Source organism: Thermus sp. LT1-2-5, assembly GCF_040363165.1.
Lineage (GTDB): Bacteria > Deinococcota > Deinococci > Deinococcales > Thermaceae > Thermus.
In genome coordinates this window covers 34,579-59,130 of record NZ_BSRG01000005.1, presented here as the reverse complement: position 1 = coordinate 59,130, position 24,552 = coordinate 34,579, and the positions used below count along the sequence as shown (strand labels likewise).

The following is a 24,552-nucleotide window of genomic DNA, read 5'->3' as shown; positions in this document are numbered from 1 at the left end:
TTCCATTTTACCGGATGGCCTCCGCCTTCCGCTGGGCTTCTTCCAGGGCCTTTTGCGGCGGCACCCCACCTTTTAGGCTCTTCTCCAGGGCCTCCGCCAAGAGGCTCGCCCAGGTGGAGAACTGGGGCAGGCGGGGCCTTTCTTGGGCGTGGGCGATCTGCTCAAAGGCCACCTTGCGGAAGGGGTTTTCCCGATAGAATTCTTCCAGAAGAGGCAGGGCGGACTTGCGCACGGGGACGTAGTAGCTGGCTTCCACCCAGCGGGCCACGTTCCGGGGCTCCATCAGGTACCGCCAGAACTCCAAAGCGCCCCGCACCTGGGCCTCGGAGGCCCCCTTGAGAACCACGAGCTGGGCTCCGCCCATGGGTACCTTGCCTTGGGGTTCCCGGGGCACGGGGGCTACCCCCAGGGTGAAGGCGAAGGAGAAGTTTTCCGCCGCCGGCCAGTTGGCGATGGAGGCCATGACCATCATTCCCTTGGTGCGCACGAAGTCCAGCTGGGCGAAGGTGGCCTCGGCCATGCTGCGCACGGATAGGGCCCCGGCGCGGTTAAGGCGCCAAAGCATCTCTAAGGCCTCCAAGACCTCGGGGGAGAGGAAGTTGGGGCGGCCGTCCTTGACCAGGCTGCTGCCGCGGCTCGTCACCATGGCCTCGAAAAGCCAGGCCTGAGGGTCGGTGACGAAGATGAACCCCTTGGTTTGCCGGGAGCTTAGGGCCTTGGCCACAGCTTCAAACTCCTGCCAGTCCCGGGGGGCTTTGAGCCCCTTGGCCCGGAAGGCGTTCAGGTTGTAGAAGAGGACCGGTGTGGAGGTGTTAAGGGGAAGGCCATAGCGCTTGCCCTCCACGACCCCGTAGTTCCAGGCGGGTTCAAAGAGGTCTTCCAAGAAGGCCCGGTCCAGGTTCAAGTACCCGTCCAAAGCCAAAGCCCGCCCTTCCCCCACCAGGCGGGGGAAGAAGGAAATCTCCGCCTGGAAGAGGACGGGCTGTCCCCCTGTGCGCAAGGCGGCTACCAGCTTGGTTTCGGCGTCCTTGTAGTCCCCGGCGTACTGGGGGGATACCCGGTACTGGGATTGGCGGCCGTTGAACTCTTGGGCAAAGGCGGCGAGGAGCCTGCCGGCGGGGCCATCCATGGCGTGCCAGAAGGGGATGTCCACCTGGGCTTGGGCGAGGCTTGCCCCTAGGAAGAGAAGGAGGAGGGTAAACCGCATGGCTCTATGCTATCCCCAAGGGGTCAGGGGATTTTCAGGGCCCGGGCTTGGGCTTCTTCCAGGGCCTTTTTGGCGGGCACCTGCCCCTTTAGAGCGCGCTCTAGGGCTTCCTCGAGGGGAGGAGCCCAAAGGAGCAGGGGGCTATCCTGGTGCCACGGGGTAAGGCGCGCCTTTTGGCTCAGGAGAAGGCGGCCCACCTCTTCCTTTACCCAGGCCTCCTGGGCTTTTAGGTTGAGAGGCAGGTAGTAAATGCCCCGGGCCAGGGTCAGCTGGCGGTTCATCTCGGCCATATGGCGGTAGAAGGCCTCGAGGCCCCGCCTTTCCTCGGCTGAGGCGTGGCGCAGAGCCACGAGCACGGATCCCGAGGCCGCCACTTTTCCCGTGGCCTCGAGGGGCATAGGAGCGATGCCGATGGTGAAAGGAAGCTGGGTGCGGCTTTTTACCGCCGGCAGAAGGGAGGAGGGGCCCATGGCCAAGAAAGCCTTGGTCCGAAGGAAATCGGCTCCAGCGCTAATAAGCTCGGTGGCGGAACGGACCTGCAAGGCCCCTTCCCGATTTAGGCTTTGGAGAAACGCCAAGGCCCTTAGGGCGCTTTCTCCGTCTAGAGCAGGAGCATCTCCTTGGCTTAGGGTGCCTCCTTGGGCCAGGACAAGGCTAGCGAAGCTATACACGTCCGCAGAGAAGAGAAGCCCCCTGGCTGAGCGGCTGGAAAGCTTTTGAGCCGCGGATTGAAGCTGGGCAAAGTCCTTGGGGGGGGTTAGTCGCCGGGCTCGGAGGGCGTCTGCGTTGTAAAAAAGCACGCTGATGGAAACCCCCAAGGGATATCCGTAGAGGCGTCCCTTTACTTCTCCCAAGCGCAAGAGTTCAGGGTCTAGGTCCTGGACCTGAGGTTTGGGGAGGGGTTGGACTAGTCCTTCCCGCACCAAGACCGGCAGAAACCCAAGCTCCACTTGGGCCAAGGGGGGGGCGGTGCCGTTGCGTAGGGCGGCGGCCAAGAGAACCCCCATCTCCCGATAGTCCCCTACAAAGCGGGGCTCTATATGGTAGCGGGACTGGGCTTGGTTGAACGCCTGGGCTTCGCTTTCCAGGACCCCGCCTTCCCCCAAGGTGTGCCAAAGGGGTAGAGGGATTTGCGCTTGGGCCCATGTGGCCCAAAGCAAAAGGAGGAAAAGCGCTCTGCCCATGGCTTATCGCCTCTCTACCGCGAGGGCCTTCCGTTGGGCTTCCTCCAGGGCCACCTGGGGCCTTACCCCTTGCTTCAGGCTCCGCTCTAAGGCCTCCTCCAAATAGCCGTACCAGACCACGAGCTCGGGGTCTTGGCTCCAGGGCCGCCCCAGTTCCGCTTGGGCGAAGACCGCCTGGCGCTCGGGGTCCTTGAGGAAGTCCTTGAGCTCGCGCTCCGCCTCCTTGCGCAAGGGCAGGTACCAGGTGGTGCGCACCCATTCCGCCTGGCGCTTGGGCTCCAGGAAGTGGAGCCAGAAGGCCACCGCCCCTTGGGCCTGCTCGGGGCTCGCCCCTTTGAGGACCATAAGGGCCGCCCCGGAAAGGGGCACCGCTCCCCCTTCCCGCCGGGGCAAGGGGGCGAGCCCCACGGCGAAGGGGAGGGAGGTCTGGGCCTCCACCACGGGCAAGGCGGTGGTGGGCCCGAGGCCCATGAAGGCCTTGGTGCGCAGGAAGTCAGCCACGGCGAACTGGGCCTCCGCCAGGTTGCGCGCCTGGGCGTGCCCCTTTTGCACCATGCGGTAGAGCGTCTCCAGGGCCTCCACCACCTCCCTCGAGGTGAAGGCAGGAAGCCCGTCCCTAACAAGGCTCCCCCCTAAGCTCATGACGATGGCGTTGAAGCTCCAGATATCCGTGGAGACCACCATCCCCTTGGCGGTGCGGCCCGTGAGCCGGGCCGCCGCCTCCTCCACCTCTGGCCAGGTGCGGGGGGGCCTGAGCCCCCGGGCCCGGAAGGCGTCTTTGTTGTAGTAAAGAGCGGGTACGGAAAGCCCCAGGGGCAGCCCAAAGGTTTTCCCCTTCACCTGCCCTGTCTTGAGCATCTCGGGATAAAGATCTTTGGGGAGGTCTTTCAGATAAGCGTCCAAGGCCAGGGCTACGCCCTCTTGGGCGAGCCGGGGCAGGAAGGAAAGCTCCCCGTGGAAAAGGACGGGGGCCCCGCCTGAGCGCAAGGCGGCCAAAAGCTTCACCCCTGCCTCCCGGTAGTCCCCCACGTAGCGGGGTTCTATCCGGTAGGCCCGTTGGCTGGCGTTGAAGCTTTGGATGGCCTCTTCCAAGACGCGGTTCCCCGGGGGACCAGCGGTGTGCCAGAAGGGAAGGATGACCTGTGCTTGGGCAGCAGCAAGAAAGATAAGGGCGGCCAAGAGGGGTGGCCTCATACCCCTAAGCTTACCGGGCCCGGGGTGAGAGGGCGGAAAGAGGGAGGTTAAGCCCCCTAAGGAAGGGAAGGGCTCGGAGATAAAGGGCCCCCCGCAGTTCTAGGTACTGACGGCGGGCTTCTGCGCCCAAGAAGCCGGGTGGGGAGAGCTCAGGAGGCAAGAGCGGATCCAGGAAAAGAACCTTGCGCATCTCGTGCACCAGCCGGGTAAGGGCGCGAAAGGCCTCTTCCGGCTCCTCGGGCATTTCTTGGGAGAAGAGAGCCCGGTAGTGGGCCTGGGCCCGGTCCAGGGGGAAGATGCGCAGGATCTCCTCCCGGCAACCCAGGTGCTCCCCGGCGAAGAGGGTGGCGGAAAGGCGGTAGAACGCTAGGAGCTCCCGGGTGGCCTCGAGGTCCACCCCTGCCCCCAGGTACACCCCCGATTGCAGGCTCCCGTAGCCCAAAAGGGCCATCTCCCGGCGGAAGCGCTCCCGCTCTCCCCGGTCCTTTGGACCTTCGGGCAACACCAAAAGGAAGCGCCCATCCCACGGCGGCCTGGGCCCGTAAAGGCGGCGGCGCACCTGCCGCACCTGCCAGTACACCCGTTCGGAAAGGGCGTAGTACGCTGTGCGCCCTATCCGCTCCGGCCGCACCCAGCCCCGCTTGGCGCTCCGGGAGAGGGCGGCGCGCACCGCCGCCTCGGAAAAGCCCAAGGCCTCCATCATGGCGATGAGGTCCTTGACCCGGGCTTGGCGTTCCGGGTAGACGTACTCCAAAAAGATGGTAAAAATGGTGGAGCGAGCCCGCATCAGAAGGGGGGTTCCAAGCGCTTTTCCCGGTATTCTAGAAGCGCCTTCTCCAGGAAGGTGGCCAGGGGCATGCTTCCCAGGTTCCCGCGGTGGCGCCGCCGCACGCTCACCGTCCCCTCCGCCTTTTCCCTTTCCCCCACCACCAGGATGTAGGGCACCTTCTGCACCTCGGCGTCGCGGATCCGCGCCTGCATGCGCTCGTTCCTCAGGTCGGCCTCAGCCCTAAGGCCCGCCTCCTTTAGTTTAAAGGCCACCTCTTGGGCGTAGTCCTCCTGTTTTTCCGAAACCGGAATGACCACCGCCTGCACCGGGGAAAGCCACAGGGGGAAGTCCCCGGCAAAGTGCTCGATGAGGATGCCGATGAAGCGCTCCAAGGAGCCGAAGGGGGCGCGGTGGATCATGACGGGGCGGTGCGCCTCCCCGTCCGGCCCCACGTAGGTGAGGCCGAAGCGCTCGGGCAGGTTGTAGTCCACTTGGATGGTGCCGAGTTGCCACTCCCGGCCCAGGGCGTCCTTGACCACGAAGTCCAGCTTGGGGCCGTAGAAGGCGGCGTCCCCCGCCTCCACGGTGTAGGCAAGGCCCGCTTCCTGGGCCGCCTCCTCGATCTGCCTTTCCGCCAAGGCCCACTTGGCCTCGTCCCCCACGTACTTTTCGCTTCCCGGCTCCCGCACCCCGATCCGGGCCCGGTACTCCTTGAGGCCCAGGGTGGCGAAGACCTTTAACACCAGGTCCAGAACCCCCAAAAACTCCCCCTTCACCTGCTCGGGGGTGCAGAAGAGGTGAGCGTCGTCCTGGGTGAAGCCCCGCACCCTCGTGAGGCCCAAAAGCTCCCCCGCCTTCTCGTAGCGATAGACGGTGCCGAACTCGGCGATCCTCAGGGGAAGCTCGCGGTAGGAGCGCTTTTTGAAGGCGTAGATGCGGATGTGGTGGGGGCAGTTCATGGGCTTGAGGAGGTATTCCTCCTCCTCACCCCGCTCCTTGAAGCTGATGGGGGGAAACTGGCTTTCGGCGTAGTAGGGGTAGTGGCCCGAGGTCTTGTAAAGCTCCAGGCTGCCGATGTGGGGGGTAGAGACCAGCTGGTAGCCCCGCCTGATTTGCTCCTCCCGCATGAAGGCCATGAGCTCTTCCCGGATTACGTTCCCCTTGGGAAGCCACAGCACCAGACCCTTGCCCACCATGGGGTCGATGAGGAAGAGCTCCAGCTCCCGCCCAAGCCGACGGTGGTCCCGCTTTTTGGCTTCTTCCAGCTGCCAGAGGTACTCCTTGAGCTCCTCGGCGGTGCGGAAGGCCACCCCGTAGACCCGTTGCAGCATGGGGCGCCGTTCGTCCCCCCGCCAGTAGGCCCCGGCCACGTGGGTGAGCTTGAAATGGGGGGGGATGCGGCCCGTGGAGGGGACGTGGGGCCCGCGGCAGAGGTCGGTGAAGCCGTAGGTCTCGTCCCCCTGCTGGTAGAAGCTGATCTCCTCCCCCTCGGGGAGGTCCTGGATGAGCTCGGTCTTGTAGGGGTCCTTGCCCTGGTAGCGAGCCAAGGCCTCTTCCCGGGAGAGGACGAAGCGGCGCAGGGGGAGGTCCTTTTGCAGAATGGCCCGCATCCTTTCCTCGATGGCCGGCAGGTCCTCGTCCGAGAGGGGCTCGGGGGCGTCTATATCGTAGTAAAAGCCCTTCTCGATCACCGGGCCCACCCCGAGCCGGACGCTTTCCGGGTCGTACCCCTTTTCCTGGAAATGTTCTTTCACCGCCTGGGCCAAGACATGGGCCAGGGTGTGGCGGAAGAGGAGCTGGTACTCGGGATCCTTCTCGGTGAGGATGCGCACCTTGGCCCCTGGCGGTAGGGGTTTGAAGAGATCGTAAACTTCCCCGTCCACGATGGCCCCCACCGCCGCCTTGGCCAGGCCCGGGCCCACCGCCTTGGCCACGTGGTAGGCGGTGGCCCCTTCCGGGACCTCGAGGGCCTTCCCGTCCGGCAAATAGACCGTCATGCACCCCACTATACCTGGCTTATCCCTCCTCGGGGAGCCTTTCCCCCAGGAGAAACGCCAAGGCGTACAGGCTCGCCGCTAAGAGGAAGAGGGCGGAAAAACCCGCCTGGTCCGCCACCCATCCCCCAAGCACCGTGGAGAAGGCGAAGACCCCTGCCACCGTGTTGCCAAGCCCAATGAAGGCGCTTCGCTCCTCGGGCGGGGCCAGGTTGAGGAGGTAGGTGGTGGTGGCAAGGCCCAAGGCGGCCAGGTAGGCCCCTTGCAGGAGGAAGACGAGGCCGAAGAGGCCCGGGGCGAGGAGGAGGGCGAGGAGGGGGGCCAGGAGGCCCAAGGCGGCCCCGGCCCTTAGAACTCCCTTGGAGCCCCTTTCCGCTAGCCTCGCCCAAAGGAGATTGGAAAGGGTGAAGGAAAGGGCGTAGAGGGAGAGGTAAAGGCCAAGCTCTTTCCCCTGCCCTAGGGCGCGCACGGCGTAGACGGCGTAAAAGGGCTCGGCCATCCCGGCGAGGCCCAGGACCACCCGCACCCGGAGGTAGCGGCGGAAGCCGGGGTGCAGGAGGGGGAGCTTGAGGTCTAGCCGGGCGGTCCTGGGAGGTTCCTCGGGTTCGTTCACCTGGCCGAAAAGGTGCCAACCCAGGCCGAAGGAAAGGGCCCCCAGGCTAAAGAGAAGGGCGTAGGGCAGGGGAAAGGGAAGGGGCAAGGCCAGGATTTCCCGCACCCCAAACCCCGCCAAGAAGGCGAGGAGCCCCCCCACCAGGTTGCGGGCGGAGAAGAGGGCGGCCCGGCGCTTTGGGGGCACGGTCTTGGCCACCACCTCCCAGAAGGGCAGGCTGGAAACCCCGGTGAAAAGGGCATTTAGGAGGAGGCCGAGGAGGAAGCCCCCAAGGAGAAGGTCGGGCCAAGGCCCCAGCAAGAAGGCGGAAAGGGCCATGAGCACCACCCCGAGGAGCCTCAAGGAGGCCACCTTGCGGTAAAGGACGATCTTCTGGGGAAAGCGGGCCACATAGGGGGCCAGGAAGGCCTGGGGCACCATGCCCCCCGCCTGGAGGAGGGCCGGCAGGAGGCCGATGAGGGCACCTGGGGCCCCCAGCTTGGCGGCGAAGCCGGAAAGGACGATGTTGGCGTTCAAAAAGGTGTCCCCGAGCCACACCAGCCAGCCGTTCACCACTGCCAGGCGGTAGTTCCGCTCGCTCAGGTCTAAGATGGGGAGGATGCTCCTTCTTCCTTCCCTCGGGCCCTTCCACATCCTGCACCCACGCTACAACGCGGCTACGGTTTTGGCCATGCTGGAGGAGGCACGCCCCAAGGCCATCTACCTGGCCTCCCACTCGCAAGAGGCCCTGCGGGAAGGCACCTGGCGGGAGGAGGATCCCCTTCTCTTCCACCTCCTCCCTTGGGCGGAGGAAAGGAACATCCCCGTGGTGCCCTTGGATGCGGAGGCCCACCTCAAGGGGGAAGCGGAGGCCTTCCGCGAGGCCTTGGCCCAGCACCCCCTCGGGGCGCCTTACCTGAAGAGGATGCGGGCCTTTGACGAGGCCTTGCTGGACCTCCTCAAGACCCCCCTTTCCTCCGAGACCTTGGGCTCGGAGGCCTTTCTTTCCCGCCTGCGGGAGGTCTACCAGGGCTTCGCTGAGGCCTTTGGGGAAGGCCCGGCCACGGGCTTCCGCCGCCGGCGCATGGAAGGGGTGAAGGCGGCCTTGGCGGGGAAGGAAGGGGCGGTGGTGGCGGAGCTTTTGGACTACGCCCTTTTGGCGGAGGCCTTCCCCCACGCCTTGCCCCAGGCCCACACCCCCACGGAAAAGGAGCGGGAGCGGGCCCTTTTGGACCGGGCCTGGCAGCTGAAGGAGGAGGACGACTGGGGGGCGCTTTTAGAAGGGCTCTTCGCCATCGGAAGCCCCGAGGCCCTTTACCTGGCGGCCCAGCTCTACCTGGCGGCGGGAGAGTGGCAGCAGGCCCTCAGCCTTATGGAGGAGGTCTTTCGCACGGACTTTCAGCATCCCGGCTACCTTCCCGGCTACGTCCTCGCCCGCTTCGGCCAGCTATTGGACCTGGCGGGGGAGCGGGAGAGGGCCCTAAGGGCTTACCGGGGGGTCTTAGCCCTCTCCTACGCCCCGGAGGAGGCCCGGGCCATCGCCTTGGCGGGCCTAAGGAGCCCTTTTCGCCTGGAAGAAGGGGGTCATTTGTCCTAGGGCTTCGGGCCTATCCTGAGAGCATGGAGGTGGAGGTCCGGCGCGCCCGCCACGCCCTATACCTGCGGCTGGCTGCGGTCCACGCAGGGCCCTTGGGGCTGGCCCTTTTGGGGTACCCCGAGCTTGCGCCCCGCTACGCCGAGGCCTACACCGTTTGCGGGGGGGCGGAGGGGCTTCCCTGCCAGGGGGTGGGAGGGGAGCCTAGGGTCTGCGTGGTGCGGCGGATGGAACACCTGGCCTATAGCGCCCTCCGGGGGGGCAAGCGGCGCCGAGAGCAGGAGCGGGTTTTGGTGGAGGGGCTTCTCCGGTGCGTGGACCACTTAAAGCGGGAGTTTCCCCCGGAGTTCTTGCCCGTCCTCGAGGCCACGGAGGGCTATCTGGAAAAAGACCTAAAATACCTCCGGGGCGAGTTGCCCCCGGAGGCGGTGGTCCAGGCGGCTAGACCAGATGGTACATCCGGCCCAAAAGGAGCATGAGGGCCACGGTGGCGGCGGAGAGGACGATGAGGATGAGCATGAAGAGGATAAAGCGCAGGTCAAAGGTTTCGCCTTCCGTGGTGAGGACCCGGGGGTTCAGGATCAGGTAGAATAGCAGGGTCACCAAAGCGGCTCCCAGGGCGAAAAGGGCGATATAAACCATGCTTCCCTCCCTTATCAGAGGCGAAAAAGCGCCTCCAGGCTTGGCCTCAAGTTTACCAGACCCACCCCGTAGGTGGGAATCCCCCGCTTGCGGCCCACCTCCCCCCAGTAAGGGCCCGGGACCTGGGGGAGCGCCACGGGCAAGGGAGGGCTTTCCCAGGGCTCGTAGCTTCGCACCTCCCGGTAGGTGAAGCCGGTGGGGGCCTCCACGTGGAGGATGAGGGGCGCTTCCTCCGCCTCCAGGGGTTGCCAGCCCGAGGCGGTTTCCTTACCGCCCGCAAAGGCCAGGCCCAGGCCTTCCCCGGGAAAGACCAAAAGGAGACGGTCTGGGACAAAGCGCCCAAGAAGGTGCTCCAGGGGGGCGCGGGTGGGCCCGGTGAGGGGTAAGCCTTCCTGGGTGGGGGAAAGGGGGGAGGGGTCTAAGGCCAACAGGATGCGGCCGCGAAAGGCGAGGCCGTTCAGGGCTTGGAGCACGGGAAGGGCCTCCTCGTAGGGGGCGTGGAGGAGGGTGGTCCCCCCGCCCCGGCCTCCTTCCAGGTAGGCGTAGAGGGTGCCGAACTCGTCCAGGCCGGCCCGCACCTTCTCCGAGAAGGCCTCGAGGTCCAAGGAAAGCCTTTCCAAGAGGGCAGAAGCCATGTTCTCATGGTATCCTAAGCCCCGTGCGCTACCTGGTCCTCTCGGACATCCACGGGAATTGGCCCGCCCTGGAAGCCGTGCTGGAGGCGGCTCCCCCCTTTGACCGGGTTCTCTTCCTGGGGGATGCGGTGGGCTACTACCCCGATGGGGACCGGGTGCTGGACTGGCTTAGGGAGGTGGAAGCCCTTTGCGTCTTGGGCAACCATGACGCCTGGCTTCTGGCCTTAGACCAGCTTCCCCTAGAGGGGGCGGTGATGGAGATCCTGGCCTGGCAACGGGCGCGCTTGTCCCAGGCCCACCTTGCCTTCCTCGCTTCCTGGCCCTGGCAAAGGGAGGTGGAGGGGGCGCTTTTGGTCCACGGGAGCCCCTGTGACCCCCTGGAGTACCTGGACGAGCTGGAACTCGCCCGGGAGGGCTTCCGCTGCACCGAGGCCCGGCTCGCCTTCCACGGCCACACCCACCTGGCGGGAGCCTTTTTGGAGCTCACCGGCCCCAGGCCTTGGGTGCGCTACCAGAGCTTCGCCCAGGGGGGGGAGCTCCTCCTTCCCCCCACGGTGCGGGCTTTGGTCAACCCTGGCTCCGTGGGTCAGCCCCGCGACCGGGTGCCGGGGGCGGCCTTCGCCCTGTGGGAGGGAAACCAGGTGGAGTTCTTCCGCATAGCCTACCCTGCGGAGCGGGTGGCCCAGCGCCTTAGGGAGGAGGGGTTTCCCGAATGGCTCTACACGCGCCTCACCCGGGGGGAGTAATCGGGCACGAGGGGATTTTGGCCCTCTTGCCCCGCCTTGCCGCCCACACCCTGCTCTTTTCCGGGCCTGAGGGGGTGGGGCGGCGCACCGTGGCCCGCTGGTACGCCCTGGGCCTCAACCGGGGCTTCCCCCCGCCCCCCTTGGCGGAGCACCCCGACCTCCTGGAGATCGGGCCCAAGGAGCGGGGCCTAAGGGGGGAGAGGGAGGTGCGGCTGGAGGAGGTGGAGCCCCTTTTTGCCTGGTTCGCCACCCACCCCCGGGAGCGGGTGAAGGTGGCCATCCTCGATGCCGCCCACCTCCTTACCGAGACGGCGGCCAACGCCCTCCTCAAGCTCCTGGAAGAGCCTCCTTCCTACGGGCGCATCGTCCTCATCGCCCCCAGCCGGGACACCCTCCTCTCCACCCTGGCCAGCCGGGCCCTGGAGGTACCCTTCGGCCCCGTGCCGGAGGAGAAGCTTCTTCCCTTCACCCAAGACCCGGAGCTTCTGGCCTACGCCGCCGGGGCCCCGGGGCGGCTTTTCCGTGCCCTGGCTGACCCGGAGGCCCATCGGGCCCGGATGGAGCGGGCCCGCCAGGCCCTTAAGGCGCCGCCCTTGGCCCGGCTTGCGCTGTTGCGGGAGCTCTTGGCGGAAGAGGAGGGGTTTTTTGCCCTCCACGCCCTCCTCAGGGAAAGGCCCAGGGCCCTTTTGGCCCTGGAGTCCGCCCGCGAGGCCCTGGAGGGCTACGTGAACCCTGAGCTGGTCCTGGCCCGCTTGGCCTTAGACTTAGAAGCATGACCGTGGGCGTCCGCTTCCGCACCCCCCTTCTCCGCTACTTCGCCTTCCAGGGGGAGCCCCCGCCCCTGGAGGCGTACGTGGTGGTGCGCACGAATCGGGGCCTCGAGGTGGGCAAGGTGCGCACCCCCCCGCGGAAGGCCCGGGAGGAGGGCGAGGTGGTGCGCCTCGCCACCAAGGAAGACCTGGACCAGGCGGCGCGCCTGCGGGCCAAGGCCGAGGAGGCGGCCTTTTACCTACGGGCCCGGCTTAGGGAAGAGAGGGTGGAGGCCAAGGTCCTGGGGTGCGACTTCACCCTGGACGGCCGCCACCTCCTGGTTCACTACGCTGCGGCGGAGCGGGTGAACCTGCGCCGCTTCACCCGGGAGCTGGCCGGGCGCTATGACGCCCGGGTGGAGTTTGTGGCGGAAGGCCCTCGAGAGGAGGCCCAGTACCTGGGCGCCTTGGGGGCCTGCGGCATGGAGAGCTGTTGCTCCACCTGGCTCCAGGGCTTTGCCCAGGTTTCCATCAAGCTCGCCCGAGACCAGCAACTCCCCCTTAACCCCGAGAAGATCTCGGGGCCCTGCGGGCGGCTTCTTTGCTGCTTGGCCTACGAGCACCCCGTGTACCAGGAGCTTCTGGCCGAGCTTCCCAAAAGGAACGCCCGGGCCTGCACCAAGGCGGGCATCTGCGGTAAGGTGCAGAAGGTGAACCCCTTGAAGGGCACGGTGGAGCTCTTGCTGGAAGAGGGGAAGAGCCTGGAGGTTTCCAAGGAGGACCTGGCGTGAAAAGCTACCTGCCCCAAGGCCCTATTCCCGGCTTTTACCACTACTACCCCGGTGTGCCCGCCGTGGTGGGGGTGCGGCTTGGGGAGCGGGTGAACTTCTGCCCCGCCGTCTGGAACACGGGCCTTTCCGCCGACCCGCCCCTCTTTGGGGTTTCCCTAAGCCCCAAGCGCTTTACCCACGGCCTCCTCCTTAAGGCTAGGCGCTTTTCCGCAAGCTTTCACCCCTACACCCAAGCCGCCTTGGTGCAGTGGTTGGGAAGCGTTTCCGGCCGGGAGGTGGACAAGGGGCAGGCCCCCCACTTCCAGGGCCACACGGGGGTGCCCATCCTGGAAGGGGCCTACGCCGCTTACGAGCTGGAGCTTTTGGAAGTGCGCACCCTCGGCGACCACGACCTTTTCGTGGGGAAGGTGGTGGCGGTGTGGGAGGAAGAAGCGCTTTTGGATGAGAGGAAGCGGCCCAAGCCCGGCCTTGCCCTCCTCTACTACGGCAAGGGGCTTTACGGCCGCGCGGGGGAGGAGGCCTTCACCCCTTGACCCAGGCCCAGGCCTTCGCCCAAAGGGTGCGCCGCCTGGTCCTGAACCGCCAGGCCACGGAGGCCCAGGTCTTTTTGGAAAGGGGCTTCCTCTACCTGCGGGCGGACGGCTTTGCCCGCTTCGTCCAGGGGGAAGGGGCCGAGGGCCTTTTGGACTTCGCCCTGAGGGGAAGGGGGGTGGAGCTCCGCTTTCCTGACGGGAGCGTCCTCCTTCTCTTCTACCGCTTCGGCAGGCTGCGGAAGCGGGTAAAGCCCTACTTCTCGTAGGGCTTGCCCACCGCCGCCGGAGGACGGCTACGCCCGATGAAGCCCGCCAGCACCAGCACCGTGACCACGTAGGGGAAGGCCTGCACCAAGACGGCGGGGAGGATCTCCGTCCCCTGAAGCTGGATGGCCAGGGCCGAGGCGAAACCGAAGAGCAGGGTGGAAAAGAGGATGCCCACGGGGTGCCACTTGCCGAAGATCATGGCCGCCAGGGCGATGAAGCCCATCCCCGCCGACATTCCCCGCACGAACTGGTTGAGGAAGCCGATGGCCAGGTAGGCCCCGGCAAGCCCCGCCAAGACCCCGGAAAGCACCACCCCCACGTAGCGCAGGCGGTACACGTTCACCCCCAAGGTGTCCGCGGCTTCAGGGTGCTCCCCCACGGCCCGGAGGCGGAGGCCGAAGGGGGTCTTGAAAAGCACCCACCAGGCCAAGGGCACCAGGAGGAAGGCCAGGTAGACCAAGGGGGAGAGGGCAAAGCCCTCAGGGCCCAGGAGGGGGAGGCGGTTCGCCACCTCCTTGGAGCTGGTGGCGTTGCCGTAGAAGTAGGTGAGGACCAGGCTCGGGGCCCCCGCCGCCAGGAGGTTGATGGCGGTGCCGCTAATGATCTGGTCCGCCCGGTAGCGGATGGAAACCACCCCGTGCACCCAGGCCACCAGGCCCCCCACAGCCATGGCGGCCAAGACCCCCACCCAGGGGAGCCAGGGGTGGGGCCCCGGGCCCAAGGCGGCCTCGAAGCGCTCCACCACCACCGCTGCGGTGAGGGCCCCGAAGAGGATGATGCCCTCGAGGGCGATGTTCACCACCCCGCTCCTTTCCGAGAACATCCCCCCCAAGGCGGTGAAGAGGAGGGGGGTGGTCTGGCGCAGGGTGGAGAGGAATAGGGCGGTGAGGAAGGCGGCGTCCAGGCTCACGCCCGCACCTCCTTCCCCTCTTCCCGCAGCTCCACCTCCGCCGCCCTAAGGGGATCGGTGAAGTAGCGGGGCAAAAAGCCCCCAGCGGCGATGAAGAGCACGATGAGGGCCTGCAAGACGGAGACCAGCTCCCGGCTGATGCCAAGCTGCAGGTTCACCTGAAGCCCCCCGGTGAGGAGGATGCCAAAAAGCCAGGCGGCAAGCCCCACCCCTAGGGGGGTGTTCTGGCCCATGAGGGCCACGGCGATGCCGTCAAACCCCACGGAGTAGGGGAGGGACTGCTTTAGGCGGTACTCGTCAATCCCCCCACCCAGCACGTAGTGGGTGGCGGCAAGCCCTGCCAAGGCCCCCGCTAGGAACAGGATGAGAACTATCTTCCGCCCCGCCAGCACCCCCCCGTACTCCGCTGCCTTGGGGGCGAGGCCCAGGGCGCGCAGCTCGTACCCCCCCACGGTCCGGAAGACGTAAAAGTGGAAGAAGAGCAGGGCCAAGAGGGCGAGGAGGAAGGCCCCGTTGAGCCGCACCGAGGTGAGGTCGGGGCCGAAGGCCACCTGGGGTCCAGGGAGAAGGCCCCCAAGCCCATACCCCACGACCCCAAGGAGGAGGGCGGCAAGCACCCGGTGCCCCAGGCTCTTCCGTACCAAGAAGTAGCCGAGAAGCCCCAGGAGGAAGGCCAAGGGCAAGGCGAAGGAAAGCTCCCCGCCCGGCGCCACCAGCTCGGTCCAGTGGGGCAAGCGGGCCTCGGGGCGGACCTCGTAGCTCCGCGCCTCATAGCCTGGGTACTTGAAGGGCAGGTAGAGGGTTTGGCCGAAGAACTTGTACTCGTTGGCGGAGATGAGGAAGAGGAAGAGGCTTGCGGCGATGTAGTTGAACATGATGGTGTTGATTACCTCGTGGGCACCAAAACGGGCCTTGAGCCAGCCCGGCAAGGCTCCCCAAAGCCCTCCCGCCACCGCGGCGGCCAGGATGGCCAGGGGCAGGACGAGCCACCTGGGTCCCGGCAGGTACACCCCCACCAGCATGGCGGCGATGGCCCCAAGGATCAGCTGGCCCGGGGCGCCGATGTTGAACAGGCCGCCCCTAAAGCCCAAGGCCACGGCGAGGCCGGTGAAGATGAGGGGGGTGGCCAGAAGGAGGCTTTGTAGGAAGCCCGAGGGGTTCACCAGGGGGCTATAAAGGAGCTGGTAGGTGTAGGTGATGAGATCCAGCTTGAGCATGAGGGCCTCCCGCCAAGAGCCCGCTTCCCCGGGGCTTTCCTTAAGCACCGCCACCATGACCCCTCCCAAGAGGGAGGCGAGGAGCAAGGAGAAAAGGGGCACCACCACCCCCCGCCGCCGCACCAAAAAGGCGAGGCCCCCTGGGGAAAAGGTGCGGGCGAGGAGGAGGAGGTAGAGGCTATAGGCCAAGGTGGCGTAGCTCCCTAGGCCCAGGCTGTAGCGGCGGAGCGCCGGCCTTTCCGCCAGGCGGTTCACCTCGGCCACGCTACCTTGGAAAAGCACATAAACCAGGAGGAAAAACCCAAGCCCCAAAGCCCCCGCCAGGTAAAGCCCCCGGGGGCCGGCCTTGGTCCAGGGGAGGAGGAGGCTCAGGCCGAGCCAGACCAGGCCAAGATAGAAGAGGGGGTAAAGCCAGCCGTCCCGGTAGCCTTGGGGGAGGCTCCCTTGGGGCAGGTGGTGGCCGAAGGGGTTCAGGAGGACGCCTTCGCCGCCGAAGAGGCGGTGGGGTACGGCCCAGGGGGCCAGGTACCAGAGGAGGAAGGTGAGCCCTCCCCCCAACAGAACCAGGACCCCTAGGCGTTTCCGGTCCGTCAACACGCCCACGATTGTACCCCACCCGCCTGGGCGGAACGCCCTCTTGGTGCTAGACTCCCCTCGTGGCGGCCTTGCCCGAGGAGAAAGCCAAGCGGGTGCGGCGGATGTTCTCGGAGATCGCCCCCCGCTACGACCTTCTAAACCGCCTTCTCTCCCTGGGGGCGGACGTGCGCTGGCGAAGGCGGGCGGTGGCCCTGGCCCTGGAAAAGAGCCCAAGGCGCATCCTGGACCTGGCCACGGGCACGGGGGACCTGGCCCTGCTTCTCAAGGCCAAGGCCCCGGTGGCGGAGGTGGTGGGGGTGGACTTTGCCCCCCCCATGCTGGAGATCGCCCGGAAAAAGGCGCAGGCGCGGGGGCTAGAGGTGCGCTTCCTCGAGGCCGACGCCCTCGCCCTCCCCTTCCCCGAGGGGGCCTTTGACGCCATCACCGTCGCCTTCGGCTTCCGCAACTTCGCCGACTACGGGAAGGCCCTCGCCGAGCTCCACCGGGTCCTGGCCCCCGGGGGGAGGCTCGTCCTCCTGGAATTCCCCCCGCCCCCCACGGGGGCCTTTGGCCTGGTCTACCGGGTGTACTTCCAAAGGGTCCTCCCCTTCCTCGGGGGGGTGATCTCGGGGAACTTCGGCGCCTACCGCTACCTCCCGGAAAGCGTGGAGGCCTTCCCGCCCCCAGAGGCCCTAAAAGGCCTCATGGAGCGGGCGGGCTTTTCCGTGCGCTACGAGCTCCTCACCTTCGGGGTGGCGGCCATCCATGTGGGGGACAAGCCCTAAAGCCCCGCCGCCCGGCGCAGGGCCTCGTCGCTGGGGATCTCCCCCTTCTTAAGGCTTTCCGCCAGATGGCGGCACATGCGCCCTAAGGCGTCCCGCACCCGGCGCCATTCCTCCAGGGGTTGCCCCGTGGGGTCGGGGAAGGAGACGTGGCGCTTCTCCGTCTTGGCTGGGTAGGCGGGACAGGCCTCCTTGGCCTGGTCGCACACGGTGAGGACCAGGTCGAAGTTCCAGGGGTCGGGGACCTCGAGGAGGGTCTTGGAGCGGTGGCCCGAAAGGTCCAGCCCCACCTCCGCCATCACCCGCTTGGCCTCCTCCTTCACGAAGGCCTTCTCCGTGCCGGCGGAGTGGACTTCTAGGGCAAGGCCAAGCTCCTGGGCGAAGTGCCTAAGCCAGGCCTCCGCCATCTGGCTCCGGGCGGAGTTGTGGGTGCAAAGCAGGAGGACCCGCATCTTCCCCCAAATCTATCCCCTCTTGTCAGGAGGCGGTCAGGAAAGCCGCCTTTTCAGCTCCGCCACCTTGTCCGCCAGAACCTTAAGCCCCTTGCCCCAGAAGGCGGGGCTTTCCAGGTCAAAGCCGAAGCGGCGCCCCAAGGCCTCGGCGGTGTGCATCCCCGACTCCGCCAGGAGCTTCTCGTAGCCCTCGGCGAAGCCGGGGTCCTCCTTGGCGGTTTCGTAGACGGCGAGGCCGAAGAGGAGGCCGAAGGTGTAGGGGTAGTTGTAGAAGTCCGCGCCGTAGTAGTGCCCCTTGACCGCCCACATGTAGGGGTGGCGGGTGGCCAGGGCCTCCCCGTAGGCCTCCTCCTGGGCCTTAAGCATGAGCTCCTTGAACTCCCTGGGGGAAAGCTCCCGCTCCTTGCGCTTTTGGAAGACCCAAGACTCAAAGAGGAAGCGGCTATGGATGTCCACCACCACCTGGGCCGCTCCTTGCAAATAGGCGTCCAGGATGAGGAGGCCCTCCTCAGGGGAGGCCTCCTTGAGGGCCGCCTCCACCACCAGGGTCTCGTTCATGATGCTGGCGGTTTCCGCCAGGGTCATGGGCACCTCCCGCAGGGCGGCCGGGGCCTGGGCCAGGGCGAAGTTGTGGTAGGCGTGGCCGAGCTCGTGGGCCAGGGTGGACACCGATTCGAAACTCTCCTCGTAGTTGGCCAGGATGAGGCTTTTGCCGCTTCCTCTCGGCATGCAGTAGGCCCCGCCCACCTTTGCCTTGCGGGGGAGGAGGTCCATCCAGCGCTCGGCAAAGGCGGCCTCCGCCACCTGGGCGGCCCCCGGGGCGAAGGCGGCGAGCTTTTCCCGGATGAAGCGCCGGGCCTCCTCCAGGGTCCAGCGCCGCCCCTGGCCGATGGGGGCGAAGAGGTCCCACCAGTCCAGGCGCGCCTTGCCCAGGGCCTTGGCCTTCAGGTGGAAGTAGCGGCGGAAAAGGGGGAGGCTTTCCCGCACCGCCTCTTGCAAGGCGGCAAGGGTTTTGCGGCGGATGCGGTTGCGGAAAAGGGTGGGCTCGAGGTCGTCCCGGTACCCTCGCCGCCGGTGGAGGACGCTCGCCTCCCCCTTCACCCCGTTGAGGGCAAAGGCCAAGGGCACCTCATGGGCTTCCCAGGCCTTAAGCTCCGCCTCGTAGGCCTTCCTGCGCACCGCCTCCTCGGGGTGGAAGTAGAGGTTGCGCACCTGGGTGATGGGTAGCTCCTCCCCGTCCACCACCGCGGTGATCTGGCTGGTAAGGCTCTCGTGGAGCTTGGCCCAGGCCCGCCGCCCCGAGAGGCTAAGCTCGGCGGCCAGGACCTCCTCCCCTTCCGGCATCATGTGAAGGGCCTCCTCCTTCGCCTCCTCCACCAGGATGCGGTAGGGCCCGGCCTCCTCGGGGTCCTTCAGGGCTAGGTAGCGGGTTAGCCTTGGCCTTAGGCGCTGGAAGTCCAGGAAGAGCATCTCCAGCTCAGAGAGCTTGGCCAAGGCGGCCTCGTCCTGGGTGTTGGCGGTGAAGCGGGCGTAGAGGTAGGCCCAAAGGGGGGTGGCCTCCTCCTGGAGGGCGTCCAGGGCGGCCAGGACCTCGCCCAGGGGGGTTTCCTTCTCCAGGAGCCCCTGGAGGTGGGCGATCTGCCCCCTTAGGCCTTCCCAGGCCCGCCGGAACTCGGGGCTATCCAGGTCGGGAAAAAGGGGGGTTAGGTCCCAGGTGGTCTCGGTCATGCCCCCACTATACCTGACCCGTGGGTCAGCGCCATGGGGGGGCTATGTCCTTCCGGGAAAGGGCCTCGGCCTTGCCCGGTAGGGGCCGATGCGGCCACCCAGCGCTGCTAAGGGCTCGCCAACACGCCGAAGCCTCCCCAGGCCCTGGGGCAGAGGGCCTGGGGAGGCTCGGCCTCAAACCTATGCCGGAGCCACCTCCGCGGCCGGGCGGGACTTACCCGCCGGTAGGGCTGGAGGGTGGGGCGGTGTTGTCCAGGCGTTCCACCCGCAGATCGTCCAGCTGGAAGGTGACGTCCCCGGGAGCGATACCGAAGCCGCCTCGGTTATAATCGGGGTCTTTCCAGCTGAGCACCTCCGTTTGGTCCACGAAGGCTCGGACCGTGCCATCCCCCCTCAGCTCAAAGGCGAAATCGTGCCAGTTCTTGTCCCTAAGAACCGCTTCCGCAACGGGGTCTAGCTGCCGCCTTTGCAGGAGGAGGATCCGCTGATTGCCCGCCAGCTTGTAGAGGCCGACCCCCCTGATGGGGTCCCGTCCTAGGAAGAACTCGAGGCCCCGGGAACCGGAACCGTCCAGGAAGAGCCTAGCCCGGATGTGGCTGCCGGTGTAGGGCGCCTCGAGGGTTTTGAGCCGGAAGCTCACCCGATAGTCCGACCAGTCCTCGGCGCCCAGGGTAAGGAAGCCTTCCCCAAGGCCCCCTTCCAAGCGCACCGCCTTATCCAGCTTTCCTGTGGGGTCAAAGGCTTCTTCCACGGTAATCTTCTGCCAGTCCCCACCGGTCCGTAGCAAACCGTACCGGTCCGGGGCCACCACGGGCAGGACCGCTCCCGTGGGGTAGGCGGAGAAGTCGTCAGAGAAAACGCTTCCCGGAGGGGGCAAGGGGTTCCCGGGAAGGACCTTGACCACGGGAGCGGTCACCCCTCTGCCCTGGCCCTGGGCCTGGCCGGGCTGGGGTACCGATGGGGCTGGCACGGTGACGGGCACGTCCACCCTGACCCCGGGGAGGGGCTCCGCCGTGATCCGGGGCGCACAGGCCGCAAGAAGGGCCAACGCCGCCAGAAGCCAAAGCGCCTTCTTCATGGCCGTTCACCTCCTTGAGCTCACACGTACCAGAAGCCTGGTTAAGTGCCGGTTAAGTGTCCGCTTCCAAAGCCCCTAGGGAACGATAAGGGTGAAGGGCTCCGAGCGCCACCCCCTGGGGGAGCGGAACTGGAGGCTTAGGGAAAGGGCCTCTCCGGGCCCCAAAACCCTGCGATGGGTGTAAAAGGCCTCCACCAAGGGGTGGCTCGGGCAACTGGCCCCGGGGGGCGGGTTGAGGGCGGAGATCTCCGGCCCCTCTGCCTCCCGGCAGGAGGCGAGGCGGGCGTAGAGGGTGAAGGTGTGGACCTCGGGATGGAGTATCCAGAGGTAAAAGCCCTCGAGGCCATTGTGGAGGGAGAGGGCGTAGCGGGGTTGGGTGGGGTCCCGGTCAAACCCGTAGTAGGGGAAGACCGCCACCCGCTCCCCGTTTGGAAGCTGGGGTGGGTTTAGGGTATAGAGGTCCAGGGGCACGTCTTCCAAGGGAAGGGGGTGGAGGCGGACCTGAAGGAGGATTTCCGAGGGGCCAGCCTCTGCCCGGAGGACCTCCACGCTCCTTGGCGCCCTGCGAAGGAGTCTGGCGGGGTAGAGGTCCAGGACCATGGCCTCGAGCCCCCCTGGGGCCTCGAGGGCCTGATAGGCGCAGGCCACGTAGGCCTGCTCGGGCACCCCATCCGGGGGCAGGGGGCTTGCCGCTAGATTGTGCCGCTGGCTTAGGGGCGCATGGACCCCGCGCAGGGTTAGCTCCGTGGATAAGAGAGAGGAGGCTCTGATCTTGGCCAGGACCTCCGGGGGGAGGTCGGTGAGGGCGCAGGTGGCTCCCTGAAGCCAGTAGGGGAAGTCCAGGTAGAAGCGGCTGCCCTCCTTCTCCGGGGTATAGAAGACCTCCAGGGTGTCCTCGTGGAGGCGGACCAGGTTGCGCCTCGGGTGGCGGCCATCCCGGTAGGTTTCCTGCCACTGTCCCACCACCCCATAGGGGTCCCCCACCGCCTCCGGCCGCCCCAAGAGGTTCACCCGGGGGCGGACCCGCTCCCGATGGAGGAGCTGGCCCTCCGGGGTCTGGAAGACCACCTCAAAGGGGTAGGACGGGAGGTCCCGGACGGGCCTCAGGTCGAAGGGGTAGGTGTAGCGCACCTCCTTCGGGGGCGCAGGGGGGCCTTGGGCGACCACCTCCACCCTGAGGGCTTTGGCCTCCCGGACCACCCGGCCGATGCGGACGCCGTACCCCTCCCCCAGGGCGGTGCCCCAGAAGGCCAGGAGGAGGGGGAAGGAGGGAAGGTTACGCCGCACCCTCTCCTCCACGGGAAGGGGTAAGGTGGGCAAGGCCCGCCGTAGGGCCTCGGGCTCCAGGTAGAGGCCGAAGTGGGCGTCGGGGAAGGGAGGAAGGCTTGAGCGGGGGGAGGGTGCTTCCCGAGGTGTTTCTGCCGGCATGGGGACGCAAGCCGTCAGAAAGGCCAGGAGAAGAGAAAACCTGCGCATAAGGGCCTTGGGGTGCAAAGGCCCCCTCCTTAAGGGGGGGCGAGGTTCACTAGGGCTTGCGCGTGGCTCGCCTTCACGTGTACACGCCTTCTAACCGGACACGCGGCCCACTAGCCCGCCGTTGTAGTAGATGTCGGCGTTTCCGCAAGAGGTCCAATCAATTTCCAAAACATATGTGTGTCCATCGGGATCCTGCCACCCCAAGCGGATTGTTCCGTCTACAACATAGTTATAGCAGGTGCTCCTCAGCTCCAGGGGATCGGGTGTGGTTACCGTAAAGCGGAACTCTCCGGGGCCGCCATCCCAATGCCAGGTTTGCTGGTACTCGAGGGTGAGCCTGCCGTTCACGGGATCTCCCGGCTGCCAGGAGGGATTCTGCGGAGTGAAGCAGCCTTCCCCAGAGACGCTCAGGTAGAAGGTAGGACCCGAAGGAGGAGTCGCCTGGTGTTGGAAATCGTTCAGACGGATGCAATACGTGTTACCCACACGCTTGCCTTCCGCCTCGCCTTTGTAACGAAGTCGGGTGGTGCTACCATTGATGGAGTAGTCGTAGATGAAGAATTGAGTTCCCGTTAACCCTTCAATGCCCATCTTCCAAACCCAGGGGTCGCTGTCGTTTGCATCGGTTTCCCATAGCTTGCCCTGGATGATCCAGTGGTATGTGGTCCCTTGCCAGGAAAACGTGCAATCTGCGTCTACCGTGTACGTGGAATTTACGCTAACACCGTCATTGTCGCTATCTGTTGTGTTCCCCGTTTCCTCCGCGTACTCCCGGGCGCAATTCGGGGACTGCTGAGGCTCAAGGCTTCCCTGAAAGCTGAGGCCTCTCGGGTTAGTCGTATTGGTCAAGCCGCTTATAAAATCGCCCGTAAACATATCGAGGAGGAGATCTTGCAGGAAGTACTGGGAAAACGCTTGCCCGAGGCTTTGGGCTTGGCCGTCGCTAAGGCTACCGGTACCTCCGTCACTGCCTCCGCCACCCCCGCCGCCTCCACCCCCGCCGCCCGAGCCGGTACCCCCCTGCCCCCCCGCAGGCGGCGAGGAGAAGGGCGAGGCCAAGGAGAAGCGCATACGCCGCTTTCCGCATAGTGCTTCACCTCCTCTGCAGAGACCCTTGGGGCCTCACCCCACCCTTTAGCACAGGCTCGGTTAATCCTTGGTTAACCAGGCTTGAAAGGAAAACCTTCCGGGAAGGGCTTCCTCCACCCGGGTTTTGGCCCGGGGGAGGGGGAACCGCTTAAGCCAGCGGGAAAGGCCCCGCTTAAGGAGGGCGTCCCACCAGACCCCGGGGGGCAGGAAGGCCCGGTACACCTCGCCTTCCAAGCGGAGGAGGTCGGGGTTCAGGGCTTCCCTCAGGTGGTGGACCGCCACCTGGAGGCGCTTTTTGGGGTTCTTGCTCTCGGGGAAAAGGCGCTGGGCCAAGGCGGTTGCCGGCAAGGGGCCGTTTTGCCAGAGGAGGAGGAGGAGCAAGAGCTCCTTGCGGGAAGGAAGGGGGAGGGGGCCGTCTTGGGTTTTGGCCTCGAGGGCCCCCAGGCTCCGCACCCTGAGCCATCCCACCCCTTCTAAAAGCCTTTCCAAAAGCGCCTCCTCCCCGGCCTCGAAGGCAAAGAGGGGAAGGAGTAGGGCCCTTTCCCAAAGCCAGAAGTCTTGGAAGCCCACCCTGACCGCTTCCTTGGCTAGGGCCTTGGCCTCTGCGGAGGAGGGTTCCTTTAGGAAAAGCTCCAGCCGGGAGAGGAGGACAAGCCGCCCTGCCTCCACCCTCTCGGCCAGGCGCAGGGCCTCTTGGAAGTGCTCGGGCCTGCCGCAGAGCCTGCCCGCCACCAGGTGCCACTCCGCCATCTCCCCTGGGCTTCCCCCCTCCTGGAAAAAGGCCTTGGCCCGCTCCAGGCTCCCCCTCACCCCGAGCTGGGCTAGCCCCAGATGGACGAGGCCCAAGGCGTAGGGGTCCTGGGCCCTTTCCAGGGAGGCCTCCGCCTCCCGGTAGAGGCCCTCCGCCTCGGGGAAGCGGGCCTCCCGAAAGAGGTCGGCGAGGTTGAGGAGGGTGTAGCCCAGGGCGCGGTAGTCCCCGGAGGCCTGGGCCTTTTGCTTCGCCTCCAAAAGGGTGCGCTTGGCCTGCAGAAACTGCCCCAGGTAGCGCAGGGCTTCTCCCAGGGAAAGCAGGGTGTAAGCCTGGGAAAGAGGGGTGGTCTTGAGGGGAAGGACCTCCCGGTAAAGGCGCACCGCCTCGGAAAGCTCCCCCAGGTGGTGGCGGGCGATGGCCAGGTTGTGCAGGGCCAGGGCCTCCACCTCCCGCTTCCGCTCCCTACGGGCGAGGGCAAGGGCTTCCTCGAGGTCTGAAGCCGCTTCCCGGTAGCGGCCAAGGCGGATGCGGGCCGCCCCCCGGCTCGTGAGAAAGCGCGCCCGTAAAGGCCCTTCCCCCAGGGCCACCCCCTGGGAGAAGACCCGCTCAGCCTCGGCGTGCTCCCCCTTTAGGCCCAGGAGGGTGCCCCGGGCCAGGAGGGCTTCCCCCAGAAGGTTTTTGTCCTCCTCTGGGAAACCCTCCAGCACCGCCAAACCCCGGTCCAGCTCCCCCCGCATCCGGTGCCCCAGGGCCAGGAGGAGGCGCAGGCGGGGGGAGGGGTGTTCCACCCGGTCGGCGTGGCGGAAGAAGACCTCCACCTTCCCCTTTTCCAGAAGGGGCCTTCCCCCCCGCTCCAAAGCCCACAGAAGAAGGTCTTCCCCATAGAGACTTGCCACCTCCAAGGCTTCCTCCCAAGCCCCCAGGGCCAAGGCCGCCTCCAACAGCCTCCGGGCCACCTCCGAAGGGGGTAGGGGGTGGGTGGCCCGAAGGTAGGCCTCCAGGGCGGGAAGGAGGCGAAGGGGAACCCCGCCGGCCAAAGCCCTTTCCAAAAGGGCTTCCACGGCCTCATTGAACCCCGCCTGGCGGAAGGCGGCCTCGGGAAGGGGAAGCCGGAAGGGGCTTAGCTCCAGGGGAGGCAGTGTCCCTTCCAAAAAGGCCCGAAGCTCCGGGGCAAAGGACGCAACCCCCTCTTCCAAGGCTTTGCGGGTGAGATGGGGCCAGCCTCCAAAGAGGCCGTAGACCTCCTCGGCGAGCTCCCTGCGCCCTAGGCGGCGGGCCAGCTCCCGCACCTCTTCCGGGGTGAAGGCCAGTTCCTCGGGCCCCAGGCGGTGGGGGGCGGGAAGGCGGGCTCTTCGCGTTCCCACCACCTGCCCGGGAAGGATTTCGGGGGGGGCTTCCTCCCGCAGATCGTAGCAGCCGGGCTCGGGAAGCCACTCCCGGCGGTAGTGGAGCCCGTGGGCTTCGGCGAAGCTTTTCAAGAGGAGGGTCTTGCCGAAGCCGGCCGGGGCGTGGAGGAGAACCCCCTCGGCGAGGCCTTCTTCCAGGGCCCGGAAGAGCCGGGACCGGTGTAGGTACACGTTTCTTAGGATACGCCTT

At 66.5% G+C, this 24,552-nt stretch carries 25 protein-coding genes; 8 read left to right on the top strand and 17 right to left on the bottom strand.

Translation table 11 applies throughout. The annotated features are described in order from the left end of the window. Nucleotides 1–7 precede the first annotated feature (7 nt). The 6 genes from ABXG85_RS06485 to ABXG85_RS06460 are packed head-to-tail and all read right to left on the bottom strand — an operon-like array spanning nt 8 to nt 7,594. Nucleotides 8–1,207, bottom strand: coding sequence for an ABC transporter substrate-binding protein (locus ABXG85_RS06485; RefSeq protein ID WP_353512910.1), 1,200 nt, complete (start codon nt 1,205–1,207; stop codon nt 8–10). Between the two features lie 23 nt (nt 1,208–1,230). After that, nucleotides 1,231–2,391, bottom strand: a complete 1,161-nt coding sequence (locus ABXG85_RS06480) for an extracellular solute-binding protein (protein WP_353512909.1) — start codon at nt 2,389–2,391, stop codon at nt 1,231–1,233. Nucleotides 2,392–2,394: 3 nt separating this feature from the next. Next, nucleotides 2,395–3,585: an ABC transporter substrate-binding protein gene (locus tag ABXG85_RS06475; protein ID WP_353512908.1), complete on the bottom strand. Its 1,191-nt coding sequence runs from the start codon at nt 3,583–3,585 to the stop codon at nt 2,395–2,397. A 10-nt stretch (nt 3,586–3,595) separates the two neighbouring features. Next, nucleotides 3,596–4,372 carry a PaaX family transcriptional regulator C-terminal domain-containing protein gene (locus tag ABXG85_RS06470; RefSeq protein WP_353512907.1) on the bottom strand — a complete coding sequence of 259 codons (777 nt, stop codon included), beginning with the start codon at nt 4,370–4,372 and terminating at the stop codon, nt 3,596–3,598. Then, nucleotides 4,372–6,351 (bottom strand): threonine--tRNA ligase, encoded by a 1,980-nt coding sequence (gene thrS / locus ABXG85_RS06465; RefSeq protein ID WP_353512906.1) that lies wholly within the window; start codon nt 6,349–6,351, stop codon nt 4,372–4,374. Before thrS ends, ABXG85_RS06470 begins: the two co-directional genes overlap by 1 nt. Nucleotides 6,352–6,370: 19 nt before the next feature. Beyond that, nucleotides 6,371–7,594, bottom strand: coding sequence for an MFS transporter (locus ABXG85_RS06460; RefSeq protein ID WP_353512905.1), 1,224 nt, complete (start codon nt 7,592–7,594; stop codon nt 6,371–6,373). Between ABXG85_RS06460 and ABXG85_RS06455 the strand changes: the two genes are divergently transcribed. Both ABXG85_RS06455 and ABXG85_RS06450 read left to right on the top strand, forming a co-directional pair. Further along, complete coding sequence (locus tag ABXG85_RS06455) at nt 7,551–8,537, top strand: tetratricopeptide repeat protein (protein ID WP_353512904.1); 987 nt, start codon at nt 7,551–7,553, stop codon at nt 8,535–8,537. The two genes, ABXG85_RS06460 and ABXG85_RS06455, sit on opposite strands and share 44 nt — an antisense overlap. 23 nt (nt 8,538–8,560) lie before the next feature. Further along, nucleotides 8,561–9,013, top strand: a complete 453-nt coding sequence (locus tag ABXG85_RS06450) for a hypothetical protein (protein WP_353512903.1) — start codon at nt 8,561–8,563, stop codon at nt 9,011–9,013. On the opposite strand, the gene ABXG85_RS06445 is transcribed toward ABXG85_RS06450, so the two are convergent. Together ABXG85_RS06445 and ABXG85_RS06440 are read right to left on the bottom strand one after the other, a co-directional pair. Continuing rightward, nucleotides 8,976–9,176 carry a hypothetical protein gene (locus tag ABXG85_RS06445; RefSeq protein ID WP_353512902.1) on the bottom strand — a complete coding sequence of 67 codons (201 nt, stop codon included), beginning with the start codon at nt 9,174–9,176 and terminating at the stop codon, nt 8,976–8,978. The two genes, ABXG85_RS06450 and ABXG85_RS06445, sit on opposite strands and share 38 nt — an antisense overlap. Before the next feature lie 14 nt (nt 9,177–9,190). After that, nucleotides 9,191–9,811, bottom strand: a complete 621-nt coding sequence (locus ABXG85_RS06440; RefSeq protein WP_353512901.1) for a hypothetical protein — start codon at nt 9,809–9,811, stop codon at nt 9,191–9,193. 23 nt (nt 9,812–9,834) lie between these two features. Here ABXG85_RS06440 and ABXG85_RS06435 point away from each other — a divergent pair, with 23 nt between their 5' ends. The 5 genes from ABXG85_RS06435 to ABXG85_RS06415 are packed head-to-tail and all read left to right on the top strand — an operon-like array spanning nt 9,835 to nt 12,896. Beyond that, on the top strand, nt 9,835–10,557 hold the full coding sequence (locus tag ABXG85_RS06435) for a metallophosphoesterase family protein (RefSeq protein WP_353512900.1): 723 nt from the start codon (nt 9,835–9,837) through the stop codon (nt 10,555–10,557). Beyond that, nucleotides 10,524–11,333 carry a DNA polymerase III subunit delta' gene (locus tag ABXG85_RS06430; protein ID WP_353512899.1) on the top strand — a complete coding sequence of 270 codons (810 nt, stop codon included), beginning with the start codon at nt 10,524–10,526 and terminating at the stop codon, nt 11,331–11,333. Before ABXG85_RS06435 ends, ABXG85_RS06430 begins: the two co-directional genes overlap by 34 nt. Continuing rightward, entirely contained in the window at nt 11,330–12,097 is a 768-nt protein-coding gene (locus ABXG85_RS06425; RefSeq protein WP_353512898.1) for a PSP1 domain-containing protein, read from the top strand. Before ABXG85_RS06430 ends, ABXG85_RS06425 begins: the two co-directional genes overlap by 4 nt. Continuing rightward, nucleotides 12,094–12,630, top strand: a complete 537-nt coding sequence (locus ABXG85_RS06420; RefSeq protein WP_353512897.1) for a flavin reductase family protein — start codon at nt 12,094–12,096, stop codon at nt 12,628–12,630. Before ABXG85_RS06425 ends, ABXG85_RS06420 begins: the two co-directional genes overlap by 4 nt. After that, on the top strand, nt 12,627–12,896 hold the full coding sequence (locus tag ABXG85_RS06415; RefSeq protein ID WP_353512896.1) for a hypothetical protein: 270 nt from the start codon (nt 12,627–12,629) through the stop codon (nt 12,894–12,896). Before ABXG85_RS06420 ends, ABXG85_RS06415 begins: the two co-directional genes overlap by 4 nt. Here the strand turns inward: ABXG85_RS06415 and ABXG85_RS06410 are convergent. Together ABXG85_RS06410 and ABXG85_RS06405 are read right to left on the bottom strand one after the other, a co-directional pair. After that, nucleotides 12,884–13,807 carry an ABC transporter permease gene (locus tag ABXG85_RS06410; RefSeq protein ID WP_353512895.1) on the bottom strand — a complete coding sequence of 308 codons (924 nt, stop codon included), beginning with the start codon at nt 13,805–13,807 and terminating at the stop codon, nt 12,884–12,886. The two genes, ABXG85_RS06415 and ABXG85_RS06410, sit on opposite strands and share 13 nt — an antisense overlap. After that, nucleotides 13,804–15,621, bottom strand: a complete 1,818-nt coding sequence (locus ABXG85_RS06405; protein WP_353512894.1) for an ABC transporter permease — start codon at nt 15,619–15,621, stop codon at nt 13,804–13,806. Before ABXG85_RS06405 ends, ABXG85_RS06410 begins: the two co-directional genes overlap by 4 nt. A gap of 59 nt (nt 15,622–15,680) precedes the next feature. Here ABXG85_RS06405 and ubiE point away from each other — a divergent pair, with 59 nt between their 5' ends. After that, a complete protein-coding gene (ubiE, locus tag ABXG85_RS06400; protein ID WP_353512893.1) occupies nt 15,681–16,385 on the top strand; it encodes a bifunctional demethylmenaquinone methyltransferase/2-methoxy-6-polyprenyl-1,4-benzoquinol methylase UbiE in 705 nt (234 codons plus the stop codon). On the opposite strand, the gene ABXG85_RS06395 is transcribed toward ubiE, so the two are convergent. From ABXG85_RS06395 to ABXG85_RS06365, 7 genes are all read right to left on the bottom strand, one after another. Next, a complete protein-coding gene (locus ABXG85_RS06395) occupies nt 16,382–16,834 on the bottom strand; it encodes an arsenate reductase ArsC (protein WP_353512892.1) in 453 nt (150 codons plus the stop codon). The two genes, ubiE and ABXG85_RS06395, sit on opposite strands and share 4 nt — an antisense overlap. A gap of 36 nt (nt 16,835–16,870) precedes the next feature. Further along, nucleotides 16,871–18,562 (bottom strand): M3 family oligoendopeptidase, encoded by a 1,692-nt coding sequence (locus tag ABXG85_RS06390; RefSeq protein ID WP_353512891.1) that lies wholly within the window; start codon nt 18,560–18,562, stop codon nt 16,871–16,873. A 214-nt stretch (nt 18,563–18,776) separates the two neighbouring features. After that, nucleotides 18,777–19,640: a hypothetical protein gene (locus ABXG85_RS06385; protein ID WP_353512890.1), complete on the bottom strand. Its 864-nt coding sequence runs from the start codon at nt 19,638–19,640 to the stop codon at nt 18,777–18,779. Between the two features lie 75 nt (nt 19,641–19,715). Then, a complete protein-coding gene (locus ABXG85_RS06380; RefSeq protein ID WP_353512889.1) occupies nt 19,716–21,116 on the bottom strand; it encodes a hypothetical protein in 1,401 nt (466 codons plus the stop codon). A 90-nt stretch (nt 21,117–21,206) separates the two neighbouring features. After that, nucleotides 21,207–21,992, bottom strand: coding sequence for a hypothetical protein (locus ABXG85_RS06375; protein WP_353512888.1), 786 nt, complete (start codon nt 21,990–21,992; stop codon nt 21,207–21,209). A gap of 88 nt (nt 21,993–22,080) precedes the next feature. Beyond that, complete coding sequence (locus ABXG85_RS06370; protein WP_353512887.1) at nt 22,081–22,203, bottom strand: hypothetical protein; 123 nt, start codon at nt 22,201–22,203, stop codon at nt 22,081–22,083. Between the two features lie 62 nt (nt 22,204–22,265). Further along, entirely contained in the window at nt 22,266–24,533 is a 2,268-nt protein-coding gene (locus ABXG85_RS06365; protein ID WP_353512886.1) for a tetratricopeptide repeat protein, read from the bottom strand. Nucleotides 24,534–24,552: the final 19 nt, after the last annotated feature.

What these genes read in the sequence shown, in the direction of transcription:
- ABXG85_RS06430 (WP_353512899.1), top strand. Translation starts at nt 10,524, where the DNA reads ATGGCTCTACACGCGCCTCACCCGGGGGGAGTAATCGGGCACGAGGGG.
- thrS (WP_353512906.1), bottom strand. Translation starts at nt 6,351, where the DNA reads ATGACGGTCTATTTGCCGGACGGGAAGGCCCTCGAGGTCCCGGAAGGG.
- ABXG85_RS06480 (WP_353512909.1), bottom strand. Translation starts at nt 2,391, where the DNA reads ATGGGCAGAGCGCTTTTCCTCCTTTTGCTTTGGGCCACATGGGCCCAA.
- ABXG85_RS06375 (WP_353512888.1), bottom strand. Translation starts at nt 21,992, where the DNA reads ATGTTTACGGGCGATTTTATAAGCGGCTTGACCAATACGACTAACCCG.
- ABXG85_RS06445 (WP_353512902.1), bottom strand. Translation starts at nt 9,176, where the DNA reads ATGGTTTATATCGCCCTTTTCGCCCTGGGAGCCGCTTTGGTGACCCTG.
- ABXG85_RS06450 (WP_353512903.1), top strand. Translation starts at nt 8,561, where the DNA reads ATGGAGGTGGAGGTCCGGCGCGCCCGCCACGCCCTATACCTGCGGCTG.
- ABXG85_RS06470 (WP_353512907.1), bottom strand. Translation starts at nt 4,372, where the DNA reads ATGCGGGCTCGCTCCACCATTTTTACCATCTTTTTGGAGTACGTCTAC.
- ABXG85_RS06425 (WP_353512898.1), top strand. Translation starts at nt 11,330, where the DNA reads ATGACCGTGGGCGTCCGCTTCCGCACCCCCCTTCTCCGCTACTTCGCC.
- ABXG85_RS06440 (WP_353512901.1), bottom strand. Translation starts at nt 9,811, where the DNA reads ATGGCTTCTGCCCTCTTGGAAAGGCTTTCCTTGGACCTCGAGGCCTTC.
- ABXG85_RS06475 (WP_353512908.1), bottom strand. Translation starts at nt 3,585, where the DNA reads ATGAGGCCACCCCTCTTGGCCGCCCTTATCTTTCTTGCTGCTGCCCAA.
- ABXG85_RS06370 (WP_353512887.1), bottom strand. Translation starts at nt 22,203, where the DNA reads ATGCGGAAAGCGGCGTATGCGCTTCTCCTTGGCCTCGCCCTTCTCCTC.
- ABXG85_RS06485 (WP_353512910.1), bottom strand. Translation starts at nt 1,207, where the DNA reads ATGCGGTTTACCCTCCTCCTTCTCTTCCTAGGGGCAAGCCTCGCCCAA.
- ABXG85_RS06385 (WP_353512890.1), bottom strand. Translation starts at nt 19,640, where the DNA reads ATGAAGAAGGCGCTTTGGCTTCTGGCGGCGTTGGCCCTTCTTGCGGCC.
- ABXG85_RS06390 (WP_353512891.1), bottom strand. Translation starts at nt 18,562, where the DNA reads ATGACCGAGACCACCTGGGACCTAACCCCCCTTTTTCCCGACCTGGAT.
- ABXG85_RS06380 (WP_353512889.1), bottom strand. Translation starts at nt 21,116, where the DNA reads ATGCGCAGGTTTTCTCTTCTCCTGGCCTTTCTGACGGCTTGCGTCCCC.
- ABXG85_RS06460 (WP_353512905.1), bottom strand. Translation starts at nt 7,594, where the DNA reads ATGTGGAAGGGCCCGAGGGAAGGAAGAAGGAGCATCCTCCCCATCTTA.
- ABXG85_RS06455 (WP_353512904.1), top strand. Translation starts at nt 7,551, where the DNA reads ATGGGGAGGATGCTCCTTCTTCCTTCCCTCGGGCCCTTCCACATCCTG.
- ABXG85_RS06395 (WP_353512892.1), bottom strand. Translation starts at nt 16,834, where the DNA reads ATGCGGGTCCTCCTGCTTTGCACCCACAACTCCGCCCGGAGCCAGATG.